Here is an 18,286-nt window from a genome sequence, read left to right on the forward strand (position 1 = left end):
TGTCATGAATAGTCGAATATTTAATGTCTTAGAATATAACAAAATAATAGAAATGCTAAACTCTCAGGCTGCTTCTAGCCTAGGAAAGCAAAGAACAGCATCATTAAAGCCTTCGATAAATTTAGAAGAAGTGATTCAATTACAAGACGAGACTGATGAAGCTGCTAATGTTTTACGGTTAAAAGGAAATGTTCCTCTAGGTGGAATTTTTGACATTAAACCAAGTATTAAAAGAACCATCATTGGTGGTACTTTAAATCCACATGAATGTCTTGATGTATCAAGTACAATTTATGGTGGTAAACAAATAAAAAAATTCATCGAAGATATAGAAGAGATGGAACTACCTATCTTAAGAGAGTTAGTTAGTCAAATCCTCCCTCTAAATGAATTAGAGCGAATAATTAAAAGTTGTATTGATGATAACGGCCATGTCATGGACAGTGCATCAGATAAACTCCGTACAATACGGTCAAAAATAAAAACAAATGAAAGTCGTGTGCGCGATAAGCTGGATTCGTACACGAAATCGAAAAGTAAAATGTTATCAGATGCCATTGTTACCATACGTAATGATCGTTATGTTTTACCTGTGAAACAGGAATATCGTGGTTCCATTGGCGGAATCGTTCATGATCAATCCTCTTCCGGAGCAACTTTGTTTATTGAACCACAATCAGTTGTAGATTTAAATAATCATCTTCAGGAAGCAAGAGTGCAAGAAACTCATGAGGTTGACCGAATTTTACGTGGCTTATCCGAAAAAATTGCTGATAGTGAATCCTATTTGTTTCAAAATGTTGAAGCGTTAGCGCAAATAGATTTTATGTTCGCTAGGGCAAAATTGGGAAAAAGCATGCGAGCATCCATGCCTAAAATGAATGACAAAGGCATTATTAAAATGAAGCAAGGTAGACACCCCTTAATAGATGAAGACGAAGTAGTACCTAATGATGTTGAAATAGGAGAGTCGTACACTTCAATTGTTATCACTGGTCCAAATACAGGAGGAAAAACAGTAACATTGAAGATGGTTGGGCTATGTACATTAATGGCTCAATCCGGATTACAAGTTCCGGCTTTAGATGGTTGTGAAATGGCGGTTTTTTCCAATGTTTTTGCTGATATTGGTGATGAACAATCGATTGAGCAAAGCTTAAGTACCTTCTCATCTCACATGACTAATATCGTCAATATATTAAAACATGTTGACCACCAGACGTTAGTGCTATTTGATGAACTTGGTGCTGGTACGGATCCCCAGGAAGGTGCAGCTCTTGCAATGTCTATTTTAGATGAGGTTGTTAGACGAGACGCTAGAATTATTGCGACGACCCACTATCCTGAATTAAAGGCATACGGCTATAATAGAAATGGAGTAATCAACGCGTCTGTAGAGTTTGACGTACAGTCGTTAAGGCCTACTTACCGTTTACTTATTGGTGTACCTGGTCGTAGTAATGCATTTGAAATATCTAAAAGACTTGGATTAAACGAAGATATCATTGAAACTGCTAAAACTCATATTGGTACTGATTCCAAGAGTGTTGAAAATATGATAGCGTCACTAGAAGAATCAAGAAGAGGCGCAGAAAATGATTATCAAGAAGCAGAACAGGTGTTAATTGAGGCAGAGGAATTAAGGCAAGATTTACAACACCAGTGGGCACAGCTTGAAAAGAACCGTGAGGATATCTATAAGAAGGCGGAGCTAAAGGCTGAAAAGGCATTGCAAAAAGCTAGGGAAGAAGCAGAGCTAATTGTATCTGAGATGCGAAATATGAAAAATCAAGCTAACTTGAAAGAACATGAATGGATTGAAGCGCGAAAAATGCTTGATGAAGCACAGCCTAAGTTAACAAAAGCCCAGAAAGAAAAAGTGAAAAAAACGGATATTGAAAAAGATCTACAAGCTGGAGATGAAGTCAAACTTCTTTCATTGAACCAAAATGGTACGGTCATCGAGAAAATTAATGATAAAGAATTTCAAGTGCAGGTTGGTATTATGAAAGTAAAAGTAAAACGTAAGGATCTTCAATTTATCAAACGTGAAGAACCATTAGTAGAAAAGCCAATTGCCACAGTTAAGGGATCAAACTATCATGTTAAGACAGAACTTGATCTAAGAGGAGAACGTTATGAGGATGCAATTCAGCAATTAGAAAAGTATATTGATGATGCTTTGCTTGCAGGTTATCCTAGTGTATCTATCATACACGGTAAAGGCACAGGAGCTCTTAGAACAGGTGTTCAAACCTACGCTAAGAAACACCCACATATTGAATCCTATCAAGCCGGAGGAATGAATGAGGGCGGAAGTGGAGTAACTGTGATAAAATTTCGTTAATAGTGTAGTAACTATTGACACCGACTTATCCAATTTACGTTCATAAGAATGAGTTGATAATTAACTTCAGTTAGGATATAGATACAAAAAAAAAAGAGATAATCCTAGAATAGGAGGAGAAAAAATGAATAGCTTCTGGGAAAATCCATTTGTAGAAACAGCTGCAAGATATAGTGTAGCTGTCTTATGTTTGGTTGTGTTTTTGGCTATTTTTGAGATTGTGACTTCTTATAAAAATTGGGAGGAAATAAAAAATGGCAATTTCGCAGTCGCTATGGCCACAGGTGGAAAAATTTTTGGTATAGCTAATATTTTCAGGTATTCCATTGAGCATAATGATACGTTAATTGAGAGTATAAGCTGGGGAAGTTTTGGTTTTTTGCTATTGTTATCTGGCTATTTTATTTTTGAATTCTTAACTCCTACCTATAAGATTGATCAGGAGATCGCTAAGGATAATCGCGCCGTAGGATTTATCTCTATGATTATTTCAATTGGTTTATCATTTGTAATAGGGGCAAGTATTGGATAGAAGGAGAGAACTTAGGTGAAAACTCTAGCTAGAGTATTAATTTGCATTGCGTTATTATTTTTCATTATTGGAATTGTTTTTATCATTCAGTCCATGTAAAGGAGTCGTTTTTAACGGCTCTTTTACTTTTTTCGGTAGCTGTTCGATAAAAAAAATTAAACTAAAAAGTAATTAATATTTAAAAAATTGTGAAAAGTGGTTATAATGGAATTAATTAGAGAAAAGGAGGTAGTTGAATGAGTGAATTACGTGAAAAGGTTTGGCTTTCACACTATCCATCTGAAATACCTAAAAGTATTGCTTACGACGAAAAGCCTCTCCATGTTTTCTTAGAAGAAGCGACAAAACAAAACCCAAAAATGAAAGCGCTTCATTTTTTGGGGAAAGAACTAAGTTATGAAGAGGTTTATACGCAATCTAAAAAACTAGCAGCTTATTTACAGCAACTAGGGTTAGAAAAAGGGGATCGGGTTTCAGTTATGCTACCAAACTCTCCACAAGCCGTTATAAGTTATTATGGTATCTTAATGGCAGGTGGTATAGTTGTTGAAACAAACCCCCTTTATCAAGAAAGAGAATTAGAGTATCAAGTAAAAGACTCTGGCTCGAAAATGATTATTTGTTTAGATTTACTCATGCCAAAAGTTCTTAAGGTTAAGGAATCGACTTCGTTAGAACATGTAATTGTTACCGGAATTAAGGATTATTTACCATTTCCTAAAAACCTTCTTTACCCTTTAGTTCAAAAAAAGCAAGGTACTACAGCCGTTAAAGTGAAACAGTCTGCAGAACTCCATCCTTGGACATCAATAATTGCTAAAGAAGAATCTGAGTTTATAGAGCATGTTATAAATCCTAAAGAAGACTTGGCACTATTACAATATACTGGTGGAACGACCGGATTTCCTAAAGGTGTTATGTTAACTCACTATAATTTGGTATCCAATGTTCAAATGTGTAAAGCTTGGCTTGGAAAAGAAAGAGAATCACAAGAAACAGTCTTAGGTATTCTTCCATTTTTTCACGTTTACGGTATGACGACAGTCATGAACTACTCTGTATTTACTGGCGCGAAAATGATTTTAGTACCAAAGTTTGATGCTGAGGATTTGTTGAAGACGATTGAGAAGCAAAGACCTTCAGTTTTTCCTGGAGCCCCAACTATATATATAGCATTGTTGAATCATCCCAAGATAAAAGAGTTTGATCTTTCATCGATTGAGGCATGTATAAGCGGTTCTGCACCATTACCAACAGAAGTTCAGGAGGAGTTCGAACGTGTTACTGGTGGACGATTAGTTGAAGGTTATGGATTAACGGAATCATCACCTGTAACCCATTCTAATTTCATAGCACCAAACTTAGTTCATGGCGGTATCGGAGTGCCCTGGCCCGATACAGAATCCAAAATAGTAGTTATGGGTACGGACGAAGAGGCAGAGCAAGGAGATATAGGTGAAATAGTAGTTAAGGGTCCTCAAGTGATGAAGGGTTATTGGAATAATCCAGAAGAGACAGAACAGGTACTAAGAGATGGATGGTTATTTACAGGAGATATTGGTTACATGGATGAAAATGGATGTTTTTATGTAATGGATAGGAAAAAAGATATGATCATAGCAGGTGGATACAACATATATCCTCGAGAAGTAGAAGAAGTTTTATATGAGTATGAGGGAATCCAAGAAGTTGTAGTTGCTGGTATTCCTGACCCTTATAGAGGTGAAACTGTCAAAGCCTACATTGTAACTAAATCTGGTTATCATTTACATGAGGAATCTTTAGATGAATTTTGTAGGGAACGAATGGCTGCATATAAAATTCCTAGAATTTATGAGTTTAGGGAAGAGTTGCCGAAAACAGCTGTTGGTAAAATTTTAAGAAGAAAATTAGTTGATGAGGAAAGAAACAAGTTAAGTGAGATAAAGGATCAATCTGTTTAAGGCTTGTTTTATTTAGTAAATAAGACAGGCCAGATAGTCTTGACAAAACAGTATAGAGGATATAAGATAAATATGAATGAATAATCATTCATATTTATCTTTAGTTAGGAGCCCCTCAGTATGAAAAATAATAAGCCGAAATTTAAACAGATTATTGACGCTGCAGTTACAGTTATAGCTGAAAATGGTTACCATGCTTCAAAAGTCTCAAAGATTGCTGCACAGGCAGGTGTTGCAGATGGAACTATCTATCTCTATTTTAAAAACAAAGAAGATATTCTTGTTTCTTTATTCCAAGAAAAAATGGGTCAATTTATAGAAAAAACTGAACAGCAGATCGATTTAAAACAAAATGCTGAGGAAAAAATGAAAACTTTAATTCATATGCATTTTAGTCAGTTGTCTGATGATCATGATTTAGCCATTGTAACACAATTAGAGTTAAGGCAATCCAACAAAGAGTTAAGATTGATGATTAACGAAGTATTAAAGCGATATCTTAGTATTATCGATCGTATTGTTGAAGAAGGTATTGCTGAAGGCTCATTTGATCCTAAACTGAACATAAGACTAGTACGCCATATGATATTTGGTACTTTAGATGAAACTGTTACGAATTGGGTAATGAAGGAGCAGAAATATAAGCTTGCAGATCAAGTTAACGAGGTTCATAAATTAATTATTAAAGGGTTATCTCGATGAAAGTTAAATTGCTATATTTTAATCTAGTCAGTTATTATTGACTGTATTTTATTTATTATAGAAAGGGGATTTGTTCAATGAATATTTTTGTCCTAATGAAAAGCACCTTTGATACAGAAGAAAAGATTATTATCAATGATGGAAGAATCGATGACGATGGAGCAGAGTTCATTATTAATCCATATGATGAATATGCAATTGAGGAGGCCATTAATCAAAGGGATACACACGGTGGCGAAGTGACTGTTGTGACCGTCGGTACTGGGGAGTCAGAAAAACAGCTGAGAACAGCCCTTGCTATGGGTGCTGATAAGGCAGTATTAGTTAACACAGAAGACGATATGGAGCAAGGTGATCAATATTCAACAGTTAAAATTCTTGAAGCGTTTTTCAAAGATAAAGAAGTAGACCTTATCTTAGCTGGTAACGTAGCTATTGATGAAGCTAGTGGCCAAATAGGGCCCAGATTGGCAGAAAGGCTAAACATTCCGTATGTGACAACAATTACTGATATAAACATTGACGGTACGAAGGTGTCTATTGAAAGGGATGTAGAAGGAGATACAGAAATAGTTGAGACAACAATTCCTTTGTTGGTTACATGTCAGCAGGGTTTAAATGAGCCTCGTTATCCATCACTGCCTGGCATTATGAAAGCCAAAAAGAAGCCGCTTGATGAGTTAGAACTAGATGATTTAGATTTAGATGAAGATGATGTAGAACCAAAAACGAAAACAATTGAAATTTTTCTGCCCCCAGAGCGACAGTCTGGCAAGGTGTTATCAGGTGAATTTGATGAACAGGTAAAAGAGCTAGTTTCTTTGTTAAAAAATGAAGCGAAAGTATTGTAGAGGGGAGAAACTTCATGAGTAGAAAAGTATTAATAATAGGTGAAGTACGGGACAACAGTTTACGAAATGTTACTTTTGAGGCTATTTCTGCAGCAAAGTCAGTGAGTGATGGAGGGGAACTTGTAGGAGTAATTTGTGGAGAGAACAACCTTGAACCGTTGGGCAATGAAATGATTCAGTATGGTGCTGATCGTGCAATCATAATTCAAAACGATAAATTGAAAGCGTATTCTTCAGAAGGATATTCGCAAGCTATTTATCAAGTTATTGATGAAGAGTCCCCTGAAGCAATTATTATGGGGCACACAGCTATTGGGAAGGACTTAACACCAAAGCTTGCTAGTAGATTAGAAACCGGATTAATATCAGATGCAATTGAAATAGATGTTGTAGGAGAGAACGTAGTATTTACTCGACCAATCTATTCTGGGAAGGCATTTGAGAAAAAAATTATCACAGACGGAATAATTTTTGCTACAATTCGACCTAACAATATACCTCCTCTTGAACGTGATGAATCACGACAAGGAACAGTGTCAAATCTAGACGTTGAAATATCGGATTTACAAACGGTAATTAAAGATATTATCAGAAAGACTACTGAAGGAATAGACTTGTCTGAAGCAAAAGTTGTTATTGCTGGTGGTCGTGGGGTTAAGAACAAAGAAGGCTTTAAACCCTTATATGAATTAGCCGAAGTACTAGGAGGAGCAGTAGGTGCTTCCAGGGGGGCATGTGATGCAGATTATTGTGATTATTCCCTTCAAATCGGTCAGACAGGTAAAGTTGTTACTCCCGATTTATATATAGCATGTGGTATTTCTGGAGCAATTCAACATTTAGCAGGTATGTCTAATTCTAAAATAATTGTTGCCATTAACAAAGATCCCGAAGCAAATATATTTAATGTTGCAGACTATGGTATCGTAGGCGACTTATTCGAAGTTGTGCCTAAATTGATTGAGGAAATAAAGCAAGTGAAGGTAAATGCATAAGATAATGATAATAAACTGGACTGCGACAGTGTTAACACCTGTTGCAGTTTTTAGTTTTTTCTAGACATTATCTGTGAATGAAGTACAGAATCCTAGGGGATATTAGGGTAAAGCAAACTAGTGGTAATTATCTAAAACGAAATGATATACTCTTCATGAAGATATCGTTAATAAGAGGAGGAATAATAAATGGCAATTGTAGCCGCTACTGATCAAAACTTCAGTACAGAAACAAGTGAAGGTGTTGTTCTTGCAGATTTTTGGGCACCATGGTGTGGTCCATGTAAAATGATTGCTCCAGTCCTTGAAGAAATTGATGGCGAGATGAGCGATAAAGTTAAAATTGTAAAACTTGATGTAGACGAAAATCAAGAGACTGCAGGTAAATTTGGTGTTATGAGTATCCCAACGCTTCTTTTATTTAAAGATGGAGAAGTAGTTGATCAAGTTGTTGGATTCCAACCTAAAGAAGCATTGGTTGAATTAATAAACAAACACGCTTAAGTTTGAATAGAACCTGTATAATAATCCCTTGTTGCATTTGTAACAAGGGATTATTATTATTTATAGTAAGGATAGGTATGGGGTGAAAAAATGAATAATCAAATAAAAGAAAAAATAGCTGTTCTCCCCTCTCAGCCAGGCTGTTATTTGATGAAGGATAAGAATCAGGCAATTATCTATGTGGGTAAGTCGAAGCTACTTAGAAATAGAGTTAGATCTTACTTCACTGGTGCAAACGATCAAAAAACACAACGGTTAGTTCAAGAGATAGTTGACTTTGAATATATTGTCACTTCATCTGAGATTGAAGCTTTAATTTTAGAGATGAATTTAATTAAAAAGTACGACCCTAAATATAACGTATTACTAAAGGACGATAAATCATATCCTTATTTAAAAATCACTGCTGAGGAGCACCCAAGGTTAATTGTTACTAGAAAGGTAAAGAAAGACAAGGGCAAATACTTTGGTCCATATCCCAATGTTATAGCAGCAAGAGAAACAAAAAAATTACTTGATCGATTATATCCATTACGTAAGTGTGATAAAATGCCTGATCGTGTTTGTTTATACTTTCATATGAATCAATGTCTTGGTCCTTGTGTTTATCCAGTATCACAAGAGACTAATAAAACAATTGTACAGAGTATTACTTCTTTTTTAAATGGCGGACATCAGGAGATTAAGAAAGACTTGAAACAAAAGATGCTCGCAGCTTCAGAGGAATTAGACTTTGAACGTGCCAAAGAATTACGTGATCAAATTCAACATATTGAGTCTGTAATGGAACAACAAAAGATGACGTTAAATGACCAAGTAAATCGTGATATTTTCGGTTACTCTTATGATAAAGGGTGGATGTGTGTTCAAGTTTTCTTCATTAGACAAGGAAAACTGATTGAAAGAGATGTGTCTATCTTTCCATTCTTTGATGATGCCGAAGAAACATTCCTTACGTTTGTCGGTAGATTTTATTTGCATCAAAATCATCCAAAACCAAAACAAATATTAGTTCCGGCTCCTACAAATAATGACTTGCTTAAGGAACTTTTAGGTGTTGAGGTGCATATTCCATACCGTGGCAGAAAAAAGGAATTAGTAAAATTAGCTGAGAAAAATGCAAAAATTGCCCTGCATGAAAAATTCTCTCTAATTGAAAGAGATGAAGAAAGAACAATAAAGGCTGTTGAGCAACTAGGTGAAAAACTTCATATTGAAATACCACACCGGATTGAAGCCTTCGATAATTCTAATATCCAAGGAACTGATCCTGTTTCTGCAATGGTAGTATTTATGGATGGTAGGCCTTTAAGGAAAGAATATAGGAAATATAAGATTAAAGATGTAAAAGGACCAGACGATTACGAAACAATGAGAGAAGTAATTCGAAGAAGGTACACAAGAGTATTAAAAGAAAACTTGCCTTTACCTGATCTAATTGTTATTGATGGAGGTAAAGGGCAAATGAGTGCCGCTTTGGATATTTTAGAAAATGAATTGGGGTTGGATGTTCCACTTTGTGGACTTGCTAAAGATGATAAACATAGGACGAGTGAGCTATTATACGGTAGCCCACCAACTATTGTTGACTTAGATAGGCAATCGCAAGAGTTTTATTTGATTCAAAGGATTCAAGATGAAGTACATCGGTTTGCAATAACTTTTCATCGACAATTAAGAGGGAAGAGTGCATTTAAATCAGAATTAGATAATATTCCTGGAGTGGGTGAAAAGAGGAGAAGACTATTGCTAACTCATTTTAAATCAATTGATGAGATTAGAAATGCCAAAAAAGAAGAATTAAAAAAGCTTGGTTTACCAGATCCAACAGCTGAAATAATAATAAACCACCTCAATAACAAAAGCTCACAATTAAATGAGAATGAATAAACAAACCTCTTATACACAGTATAAGAGGTTAAATTCTTTATTTTGAATAAATAACATTGAATTGAACCAGTTGTTTTTTTGTTCGATTTTCTTCAACACACTCACAATCAGCATTTTTCACTTGCTGCATAGCTTCAGCCAAAAAACCAGATTCCAGTCGGTATTCAGTATCGATATCTTGCTGATTACGTTGAGAGATGGTATCCCCGGTTAATTCAAAAATGAGCTCCCGCCTTTTTTCCTTCATCAATATTAGATTTCCCCATCCAGCTTTTTTAAAGAAATTAATAATATCATCTATACTCTCTAATTTAATGTTTCTGGCAAGATTTTTACCCATTACATAAAGAATAGTATTGGCATCTTTTCCTAATAAGTCCGGTAAACAAACATAACGAAGTATATCATGTCCAGAACCGGATGTATGTATGTGATTAAGGATTTCGTCTATGTTTTGTTGGTTTTTTTGCATCTAATCCATTCCCTTCTCTCCATGTATTATCGCTTGAATTCTACTAGTTTGCAACCTATCAGAAAGTATATTTTTATCTTTGATAAGGCATAGATATGGTAATTAGTTTTCTTGACGCTTACACTGGATAGAAGTACAATAGTTGTGTCACAAAATATACATTTTTTCTTAAACTTAAACGATTAGAAGAGAATAAAGCGCTTTAATGTTTTTAAAATGTATATCTATAACGTACTAAATAGAATTAGTTTATTTGTTGAGGGGGGTACACATGATAGAGAATCGGGAATTTTTTTATCGAAGGCTACATTCATTACTTGGAGTTGTTCCAATCGGTGTTTTCCTTATCCAGCACTTAGTGATCAATCACTTTGCTGTGTACGGAGAAGAAAGCTTTAACAAAGCAGCAGGATTTATGCATGACCTACCATTTAGGATTTTACTAGAAACTTTTGTTATTTTCCTTCCCATTTTATTCCACGCTATTCTAGGGGTCTATATTGTTTTCGTAGCTAAAAACAATACTACTAGATATGGATTCTTTCGGAACTGGATGTTTTATCTCCAAAGAATAACAGGAATTATTACATTAATTTTTATTGTATGGCACGTTTGGGAAACTAGAGTTGCTATTGGCATGGGTAATGCTGAGCTTGATTATAGTTTAATGGAAGACATCCTATCTAATCCATTTATGTTTTGGTTTTATATAGTTGGTGTTGTTTCTACTACGTTCCACTTTGCTAATGGACTATGGAGCTTTCTTGTAACATGGGGAATCACTGTTACACCAAAATCTCAAAAAATCGCAACTTACGCTACACTTTTGATTTTTGTCGCTGTGACTTATATCGGCGTGAGATCATTAATTAAATTTGCATATGGCGTGTAAAATAAATAGACAGTTAAACTAGGGGAGTGAACTTAGAATGAGTAATCGCAATATTGTTGTAGTAGGCGGCGGACTTGCTGGCCTAATGGCAACCATTAAAGCGGCAGAAGAAGGCGTTCACGTAGACCTATTATCGATTGTACCTGTAAAACGTTCTCACTCTGTTTGTGCTCAAGGTGGTATAAATGGAGCGGTTAACACAAAGGGAGAAGGAGATTCTCCATGGGAACATTTTGATGATTCGGTATATGGAGGAGACTTTTTAGCTAATCAGCCTCCTGTCAAAGCAATGTGTGATGCTGCTCCAGGCATTATTCATATGTTGGACCGTATGGGAGTTATGTTCAACCGTACACCTGAAGGATTGCTAGACTTTCGTCGATTTGGTGGAACACAACACCACCGAACAGCATACGCAGGTGCTACAACCGGACAGCAGTTGTTATACGCTTTAGATGAACAGGTTAGACGTTTTGAAGTGGAAGGACTAGTAACCAAATATGAGGGTTGGGAATTTGTGTCTGCAATTATTGATGATGAGGGCATTGGTCGAGGTATTATTGCTCAAAACATCCAGTCTCATGAACTAAAGTCTTATAGAGCTGATTCGGTTATATTAGCTACTGGTGGTCCTGGAATCATTTTTGGTAAGTCTACTAATTCAGTTATCAATACAGGTTCAGCAGCAGCGGCATTGTACTTACAAGGTGGAATTTATGCAAATGGTGAATTTATTCAAATTCACCCAACTGCAATCCCTGGTGATGACAAGCTTAGACTAATGAGTGAATCTGCTCGTGGTGAAGGTGGACGAGTTTGGACGTATAAAGACGGTGAGCCTTGGTATTTCCTTGAAGAGAAATATCCAGCATACGGTAATTTGGTTCCTCGTGATATCGCGACTAGAGAAATATTTGATGTATGTGTAAACCAAAAGCTTGGTATTAATGGTGAAAACATGGTTTATTTAGACTTATCCCATAAGGATTCCAAAGAGTTGGATGTTAAACTTGGTGGTATTATTGAAATTTATGAGAAATTTGTAGGTGAAGATCCTCGTAAAGTTCCAATGAAAATATTCCCTGCGGTTCATTATTCAATGGGTGGTCTTTGGGTTGATTACGATCAGATGACTAATATCCCTGGTATTTTCGCGGCTGGTGAATGTGATTATAGTCAACATGGTGCTAACCGTCTAGGAGCTAATTCATTATTATCATCTATTTATGGTGGAATGGTCGCTGGACCAAACGCAATTAAATATATTAATGGACTTGATAAAACTGCGGACGAAATGCCTTCCGACTTGTTCGATAACAAGTTAAAAGAGGAACAGGATCATTTTGAACAGTTAATGAATATGAATGGTACAGAAAATGCATATCAAATTCACAAGGAATTGGGTGAATGGATGACAGATAATGTTACTGTTGTTCGTGATAATGCTAAATTGGTTAAAACTGATGAAAAAATTCAAGAGTTACTTGAGAGATGGCAAAACATTAATATTAATGATACGTCTCGATGGAGTAATCAAGGTGTTATGTTCACTCGCCAATTAAAAAACATGTTACACTTAGCACGTGTTATTACAATCGGGGCTTTAAATCGTAATGAGAGTCGTGGTGCTCATTACAAGCCAGAATTTCCAGATCGAAATGATGAAGAATGGCTCAAAACTACTAAAGCTCAGTTTGATCAAGAAACAAATGCTCCAACATTCACTTATGTAGATGTTGATGTATCTCTTATCGAGCCGAGAAAACGCGATTATAGTAAGAAAAAGTAAAAAGGGGGATGGAAACAAATGGCTGAAAAAACAATTACTCTAATAATTACCCGTCAAGATAGCCCGGATACGTCTCCTTATGAGGAGAAATTTGAAGTAAATTACAGAGAGAATATGAATATAATTTCAGCTTTAATGGAAACACAGAGAAATCCTGTTAATGCTAAAGGGGAAAAAACTACACCTGTAAATTGGGAGTCTAACTGTCTTGAAGAGGTTTGTGGTGCCTGTTCCATGATTATTAATGGTGAGCCGAGACAAGCGTGTTCAACATTAGTGGATAAATTAGAACAGCCGATTAGATTAGCGCCTATGGCAACTTTTCCAGTAATGCGTGACTTAGCTGTGGATAGAAGTAGAATGTTTGAGTCGTTAAAGAAAGTGAAGGCATGGATTCCAATTGATGGTACACATGATCTTGGTCCTGGACCACGTATGCCAGAGAAGAAGCGACAATGGGCATATGAACTTTCAAAATGTATGACTTGTGGAGTATGTTTAGAAGCTTGTCCAAATGTTAACAGCAACTCTGACTTCATCGGCCCTGCTGCATTATCCCAAGTTCGTCTATTTAATGCTCATCCGACAGGCGAAATGAATGCAGGAGAACGTTTGGAAGCTTTAATGGAGGATGGCGGCATATCGGGTTGTGGAAACTCACAGAACTGTGTTCAGGTTTGTCCAAAGGGAATTCCATTAACTACCTCGATTGCAGCGATGAATCGTGATACTAACATCCAATCATTCAAAAACTTCTTTGGTAGTGATCATTCTTACTAAAGAATTCGGATAAACCACTAAAATTTAAGACTTTTTAAAGAGCCTTCATCAATTTTATTGGTGAAGGCTTTTTGTTAAATTAGATAAGATTTTTGGTAAAGGGGATTGATTTAATTGAAGGCTATTAATTACATTGAGGATTTTGACCAGTGGAAGAGAGAATTTTCATTCTATATACCAATTAAAATTAGATTTGCTGAGACGGATATGTTTGGTCATTTAAATAATGTATTTGTATTCATGTACTTTGAGGAAGCAAGAATCGAACTTTTAAAAACAGTTGGATTTTTTCAGAGTTCTTCTAAATTTGATACTATGCCAATTGTTGCTGACTTACAATGTGATTATATAAAACAAATCTATTTCCACGATGAATTGCGAGTTTACGTTAAAGTAAATTATGTAGGGAATACTTCACTTGATATTCATTATCTAGTAACAAACAAGCTAGATGAAGTGTGCTTGACAGCTCGTGGAAGAATGGTACAGGTAAATTCTACTACTGGAAAACCCGTTCCATTTACTGAAAATATGAGAGAAAAACTATTGTCCATATAATACATACACGAAAAGACGAAAAAATGAGTGAACTAGATAATTCATCTAGCTATATACAAGAAACATGTTATTTAAACACAAGTGTTATCACTTATATTAAGACTTCTACCTGAAAAATAGGTTATATTCGAAGCACGAATTAACTTAGCCGCACATAGAATACCATGACTAAATAAATACCCTTCAAAGAGAGGCTCTAAAGACAGCAAGGAGGGGTTAACACTTGAAAGAAAATGACTACAAGCCGAAGCAACTATTAACAAAACGTGAGAAAGAGGTATTTGAACTTCTAGTACAAGACAAAACTACAAAAGAAATAGCCCAGGAATTGTTTATTTCACAAAAAACAGTTCGAAACCACATTTCAAATGCTATGCAAAAGTTAGGAGTCAAGGGGCGTTCACAGGCTGTGGTTGAGCTCCTTCGTATGGGGGAACTTAAGCTATAATAAAAACCGACTTTCTTAATGGAAGTCGGTTTTTTGCCTTAGCATTAAAATAAAAATAATTAGTAAACTGTGACAAAATTAGTTTTGCAACTACAATACAAACCATAAACGTAAACTTGCCTAAGCTTGATTTAATATCATGTTTATAGGGTAATAATTAAACTATAAATTAAGTTAGGGAAAAGTTTAGATACCCTATAAATGGAGGTCTGAATCATCCAGGAGTTAGTAGAGTCCAATCAGTTTATATTATTAGTAGCACTTTTATTAATTATAAGTATTTTGGTTACTAAATTCTCTTCACGTCTAGGAGTTCCTTCCTTGGTATTATTTATAGGGGTAGGGATGGTAGTCGGGAGTGATGGATTAAATATTATTTACTTTGATAATGCTGAAATAGCACAGATAATCGGTATTTTTTCTCTAGTAGTTATCCTGTTTGAGGGTGGATTACAAACTAAATGGGTCACGATACGACCTATTTTAGCACCAGCTATTTCCTTAGCAACGATTGGAGTATTAATAACTTCTAGTATTGTGGCAGTTGCTTCTAAATTTATTTTTGGCTTTACTTGGTTAGAAGCTTTTTTAATAGGCTCAATCGTTGGCTCAACAGATGCCGCGGCAGTTTTTGCTGTCTTAAAAGGAAAAAACATTAATAAGAATATCGAAGCTACGCTAGAGGCTGAATCGGGAACTAATGATCCGATGGCTGTATTTCTAACCGTATCCTTAATTGAATTAATTACTATGACTAGTGACACCAATATCCTTTTATTAGCTGGATCTTTTTTTTGGCAGATGGGTGCTGGAGCAATGATTGGCTTCATTGTTGGTAAAATTGCAGGCGAATCTATCAATAGAATTAATCTTGATTCTAGTGGGCTCTATCCTTTATTTGCGCTAGCATTTGCTTTTCTATCCTATAGTGCGACTTCGCTTGCGAACGCGAGTGGATTACTTGCTGTTTACATTACAGCTCTTGTTTTAGGAAATTTAGATTTAACTTATCGTCAATCAATCCTAAGATTTAATGAGGGATTCGCATGGATGGTGCAAATCCTAATGTTTATTATATTAGGTTTGTTTGTTTTTCCTTCAAATCTGTTTACATTTAATATTTTGGTCAAAGGTTTAATGCTGTCCATCGTTTTAATATTTCTTGCTAGACCGATTGCTACTTTTGTTTCACTATTTAATTTTCCATTTAAAATTAAAGAAAAATTATTTCTTTCTTGGGCTGGTTTGAGAGGAGCTGTTCCAATTGTATTAGCTCTTTTTCCATTGCTAGCTGATATGGAAAAAAGTCAGGTATTTTTTAATGCAGTATTCTTCGTTGTTCTTACATCTACTCTAATACAGGGTTCAACAATCTCCCTCCTAGCGAAAAAATTCGGATTAGTAGGACCTGAAAAACCACCTCCAATGCATGCGTTGGAATTAATTTCTATCGGAAAAACAAATGTAGAAATAGTAGAATATGAAGTAGTTGAAAACAACACTATTGTTGGAAAAAAAGTGCAAGAAATAAATTTGCCTGAGAATGCACTGATTAATGCTATAATACGTGAAGGTGATATTATCACTCCCCATGGTCAAACAGTTATTCATAAAGGTGATATTTTATATATCATGGTGCCAAAGAATCACATTTACAAGCTGAAAGAAATGTTGAACGAAAGTTCGTGAAAATGATAATCAGGATTAGTTATAATTTATCACAAAAGGTGGTGCAACCATTGAATAATATAACACCTACTTCTACTATCGCTGGGGTAGAAAAAGAGTTAAGATCTATATCTGGGATCGTTAAGAAAAAAGGAAGAGAAATTTTAAACAACTATCCTATTACTCCTCCACAGTTCATCGCTTTGCAGTGGTTACTAGAAGACGGGGACTTAACAATTGGTGAATTATCTAATAAAATAAATCTAGCATTTAGTACAACTACTGATTTAATTGATCGTATGGAGAAAAATAATTTGGTTGAAAGAGTTCGGGATTCTAAAGATCGCCGAGTAGTTCGAATACATTTGTTAGAAAAAGGAACGTCAATTATCCACGAAGTTATACAAAAGAGACAAGAATATCTTGGAGAAGTTTTAGAAAATGTACCTGAAGATAAGGTGAATTCACTTTATTCCATTTTGAATTTACTACATGAGAATATGAAGGAAGTTGAAAAAAAATCAACATCGAGATAAAGAGGGGATTATAGTGGATCAACCAATAGGTGTTATTGACTCTGGAGTGGGTGGCTTAACAGTGGCAAGTGAACTTCTGCGTCAGCTTCCGAAAGAACAACTTATCTATCTTGGAGATACATTAAGGTGTCCTTATGGACCAAGACCAAAAGAAGAAGTCGTCCAATTTACTTGGGAGATGGTTAATTTCTTACTCCAGAAAAATATCAAAATGTTAGTAGTTGCCTGTAATACTGCTACTGCTTTTACATTAGAGCAATTAAGGTTAGAATTAGACATACCAGTAATTGGTGTAATACAGCCTGGAGCAAGGGCTGCGATAAAGATGTCTCAAAATATGAGAATAGGCGTAATTGGTACAGAAGGTACAATTAATAGTAAGGCCTATCCAAACGCGCTGAAAAACATTAATTCTAAGATACTTGTAAATGACCTAGCATGCCCGCGTTTAGTTCCAATGGTTGAAGAGGGGATTCTTTCCGGACCGGAGGCTTATAAGGTTGTTAATGAGACATTACAACCCTTAAAAGAACAAAATCATATTGATACACTAATTCTAGGATGCACACATTACCCATTAATAAGGGAGATCATCCAGGAGGTAATTGGTGAACATGTAAATGTTATTTCATCAGGAGAAGAAACAGCTCGTGAAGTTAGTACTATCATGGGATACAATAAAAAATTGTATAGTGGAGATCGGATTCCCAAACACCAGTTTTTTACTACAGGACGATTAGATGTGTTTAAACGGATTGCAAGTCAGTGGCTAGATCAACCTTTCAAAGTAGTTGAAAATGCTGTAATAGGTATCAATAAAACAAACTGAAAAAAACAAGCAAGTAGATAACTAACTTATCTTCTTGCTTGTTTTTTTGGCTTTTTTTCGCAAGTTTTGTTGCCATTTGGTTTCGCATTTGATATAAATTGCGTCGTAAAGTAGCTACTAGTTGATTTGCGCTTCGGACAGTCGCTTTCCGCAGGCAACGCTTCAACTTCCTCGGAAGAAAACCGCTTCCTGTGGGATTTTCAGCTGTTGCTTTTCCCGCAGGAGTCGACTGCCCTCCGCTCCAATCACCATCATTTATGTAACAGTAATGAAAGAAAGATGGATAAAAACCAAAATCTAGTGTAGTTTCGCAGCTTGGATAGTTTGTGTTCAAGAAGATGAAAATTTTTTCACGTAAAACCATAGACTTTTCCCTCGATAATCAGAACACTATTAACAGCGTAGGCAAAAAACGCAGACTCCTGTGGGAACAGCAATGGTTTTCGATGGGACGAGTAATCGCAGTCCCACGAGTCCGAAGACCCCGCAGTAGTGGTTTTCTACGAGGAGGCTAAGGCCGTGCCCACGGAAAGCGAAGTTTTTTGCCGAA

The 18,286-nt window shown here is 35.7% G+C and carries 18 protein-coding genes; 16 read left to right on the forward strand and 2 right to left on the reverse strand.

Features of this window, described 5'->3' with window-relative positions:
* The first annotated feature begins 4 nt into the window (after positions 1 to 4).
* The 8 genes from GH741_RS09490 to uvrC all read left to right on the forward strand — a co-directional run bounded on the left by GH741_RS09490 (position 5) and on the right by uvrC (position 9,764).
* Entirely contained in the window at positions 5 to 2,347 is a 2,343-nt protein-coding gene (locus GH741_RS09490) for an endonuclease MutS2 (RefSeq protein ID WP_153736564.1), read from the forward strand.
* Between the two features lie 124 nt (positions 2,348 to 2,471).
* A complete protein-coding gene (locus GH741_RS09495; RefSeq protein WP_153736565.1) occupies positions 2,472 to 2,879 on the forward strand; it encodes a DUF350 domain-containing protein in 408 nt (135 codons plus the stop codon).
* A gap of 236 nt (positions 2,880 to 3,115) precedes the next feature.
* Positions 3,116 to 4,822: an AMP-binding protein gene (locus tag GH741_RS09500; protein WP_153736566.1), complete on the forward strand. Its 1,707-nt coding sequence runs from the start codon at positions 3,116 to 3,118 to the stop codon at positions 4,820 to 4,822.
* A gap of 120 nt (positions 4,823 to 4,942) precedes the next feature.
* Positions 4,943 to 5,524: a TetR/AcrR family transcriptional regulator gene (locus GH741_RS09505; protein ID WP_153736567.1), complete on the forward strand. Its 582-nt coding sequence runs from the start codon at positions 4,943 to 4,945 to the stop codon at positions 5,522 to 5,524.
* Positions 5,525 to 5,601: 77 nt separating this feature from the next.
* A complete protein-coding gene (locus GH741_RS09510; protein WP_153736568.1) occupies positions 5,602 to 6,375 on the forward strand; it encodes an electron transfer flavoprotein subunit beta/FixA family protein in 774 nt (257 codons plus the stop codon).
* 14 nt (positions 6,376 to 6,389) lie between these two features.
* Positions 6,390 to 7,370, forward strand: a complete 981-nt coding sequence (locus tag GH741_RS09515; RefSeq protein ID WP_153736569.1) for an electron transfer flavoprotein subunit alpha/FixB family protein — start codon at positions 6,390 to 6,392, stop codon at positions 7,368 to 7,370.
* Between the two features lie 189 nt (positions 7,371 to 7,559).
* Complete coding sequence (trxA, locus tag GH741_RS09520) at positions 7,560 to 7,874, forward strand: thioredoxin (RefSeq protein ID WP_153736570.1); 315 nt, start codon at positions 7,560 to 7,562, stop codon at positions 7,872 to 7,874.
* 90 nt (positions 7,875 to 7,964) lie between these two features.
* Positions 7,965 to 9,764, forward strand: coding sequence for an excinuclease ABC subunit UvrC (gene uvrC, locus GH741_RS09525; RefSeq protein ID WP_153736571.1), 1,800 nt, complete (start codon positions 7,965 to 7,967; stop codon positions 9,762 to 9,764).
* Positions 9,765 to 9,801: 37 nt separating this feature from the next.
* On the opposite strand, the gene GH741_RS09530 is transcribed toward uvrC, so the two are convergent.
* Entirely contained in the window at positions 9,802 to 10,236 is a 435-nt protein-coding gene (locus GH741_RS09530; RefSeq protein ID WP_153736572.1) for a YslB family protein, read from the reverse strand.
* Positions 10,237 to 10,507: 271 nt separating this feature from the next.
* Between GH741_RS09530 and GH741_RS09535 the strand changes: the two genes are divergently transcribed.
* The 8 genes from GH741_RS09535 (at position 10,508) to racE (ending at position 17,736) form a co-directional block, all read left to right on the forward strand.
* On the forward strand, positions 10,508 to 11,128 hold the full coding sequence (locus GH741_RS09535) for a succinate dehydrogenase cytochrome b558 subunit (protein ID WP_153736573.1): 621 nt from the start codon (positions 10,508 to 10,510) through the stop codon (positions 11,126 to 11,128).
* 37 nt (positions 11,129 to 11,165) lie between these two features.
* On the forward strand, positions 11,166 to 12,917 hold the full coding sequence (gene sdhA / locus GH741_RS09540; RefSeq protein ID WP_153736574.1) for a succinate dehydrogenase flavoprotein subunit: 1,752 nt from the start codon (positions 11,166 to 11,168) through the stop codon (positions 12,915 to 12,917).
* A gap of 18 nt (positions 12,918 to 12,935) precedes the next feature.
* On the forward strand, positions 12,936 to 13,697 hold the full coding sequence (sdhB, locus tag GH741_RS09545; protein WP_153736575.1) for a succinate dehydrogenase iron-sulfur subunit: 762 nt from the start codon (positions 12,936 to 12,938) through the stop codon (positions 13,695 to 13,697).
* 114 nt (positions 13,698 to 13,811) lie between these two features.
* On the forward strand, positions 13,812 to 14,255 hold the full coding sequence (locus tag GH741_RS09550) for an acyl-CoA thioesterase (protein ID WP_153736576.1): 444 nt from the start codon (positions 13,812 to 13,814) through the stop codon (positions 14,253 to 14,255).
* Between the two features lie 223 nt (positions 14,256 to 14,478).
* Positions 14,479 to 14,703, forward strand: coding sequence for a helix-turn-helix domain-containing protein (locus GH741_RS09555; RefSeq protein ID WP_153736577.1), 225 nt, complete (start codon positions 14,479 to 14,481; stop codon positions 14,701 to 14,703).
* A 213-nt stretch (positions 14,704 to 14,916) separates the two neighbouring features.
* The gene (locus tag GH741_RS09560; protein WP_338079371.1) at positions 14,917 to 16,392 is read left to right on the forward strand and encodes a potassium/proton antiporter; all 1,476 of its coding nucleotides are present in this window, start codon (positions 14,917 to 14,919) and stop codon (positions 16,390 to 16,392) included.
* A 50-nt stretch (positions 16,393 to 16,442) separates the two neighbouring features.
* Positions 16,443 to 16,907, forward strand: coding sequence for a MarR family winged helix-turn-helix transcriptional regulator (locus GH741_RS09565; protein ID WP_240795455.1), 465 nt, complete (start codon positions 16,443 to 16,445; stop codon positions 16,905 to 16,907).
* 13 nt (positions 16,908 to 16,920) lie between these two features.
* Entirely contained in the window at positions 16,921 to 17,736 is an 816-nt protein-coding gene (gene racE / locus GH741_RS09570; RefSeq protein WP_338079334.1) for a glutamate racemase, read from the forward strand.
* On the opposite strand, the gene GH741_RS09575 is transcribed toward racE, so the two are convergent.
* The gene (locus tag GH741_RS09575) at positions 17,720 to 18,070 is read right to left on the reverse strand and encodes a hypothetical protein (RefSeq protein WP_205677321.1); all 351 of its coding nucleotides are present in this window, start codon (positions 18,068 to 18,070) and stop codon (positions 17,720 to 17,722) included. The genes racE and GH741_RS09575 overlap by 17 nt on opposite strands.
* Positions 18,071 to 18,286 lie beyond the last annotated feature (216 nt).

The organism is Aquibacillus halophilus, assembly GCF_009649745.1.
GTDB classification, from domain to species: domain Bacteria; phylum Bacillota; class Bacilli; order Bacillales; family Amphibacillaceae; genus Aquibacillus; species Aquibacillus halophilus.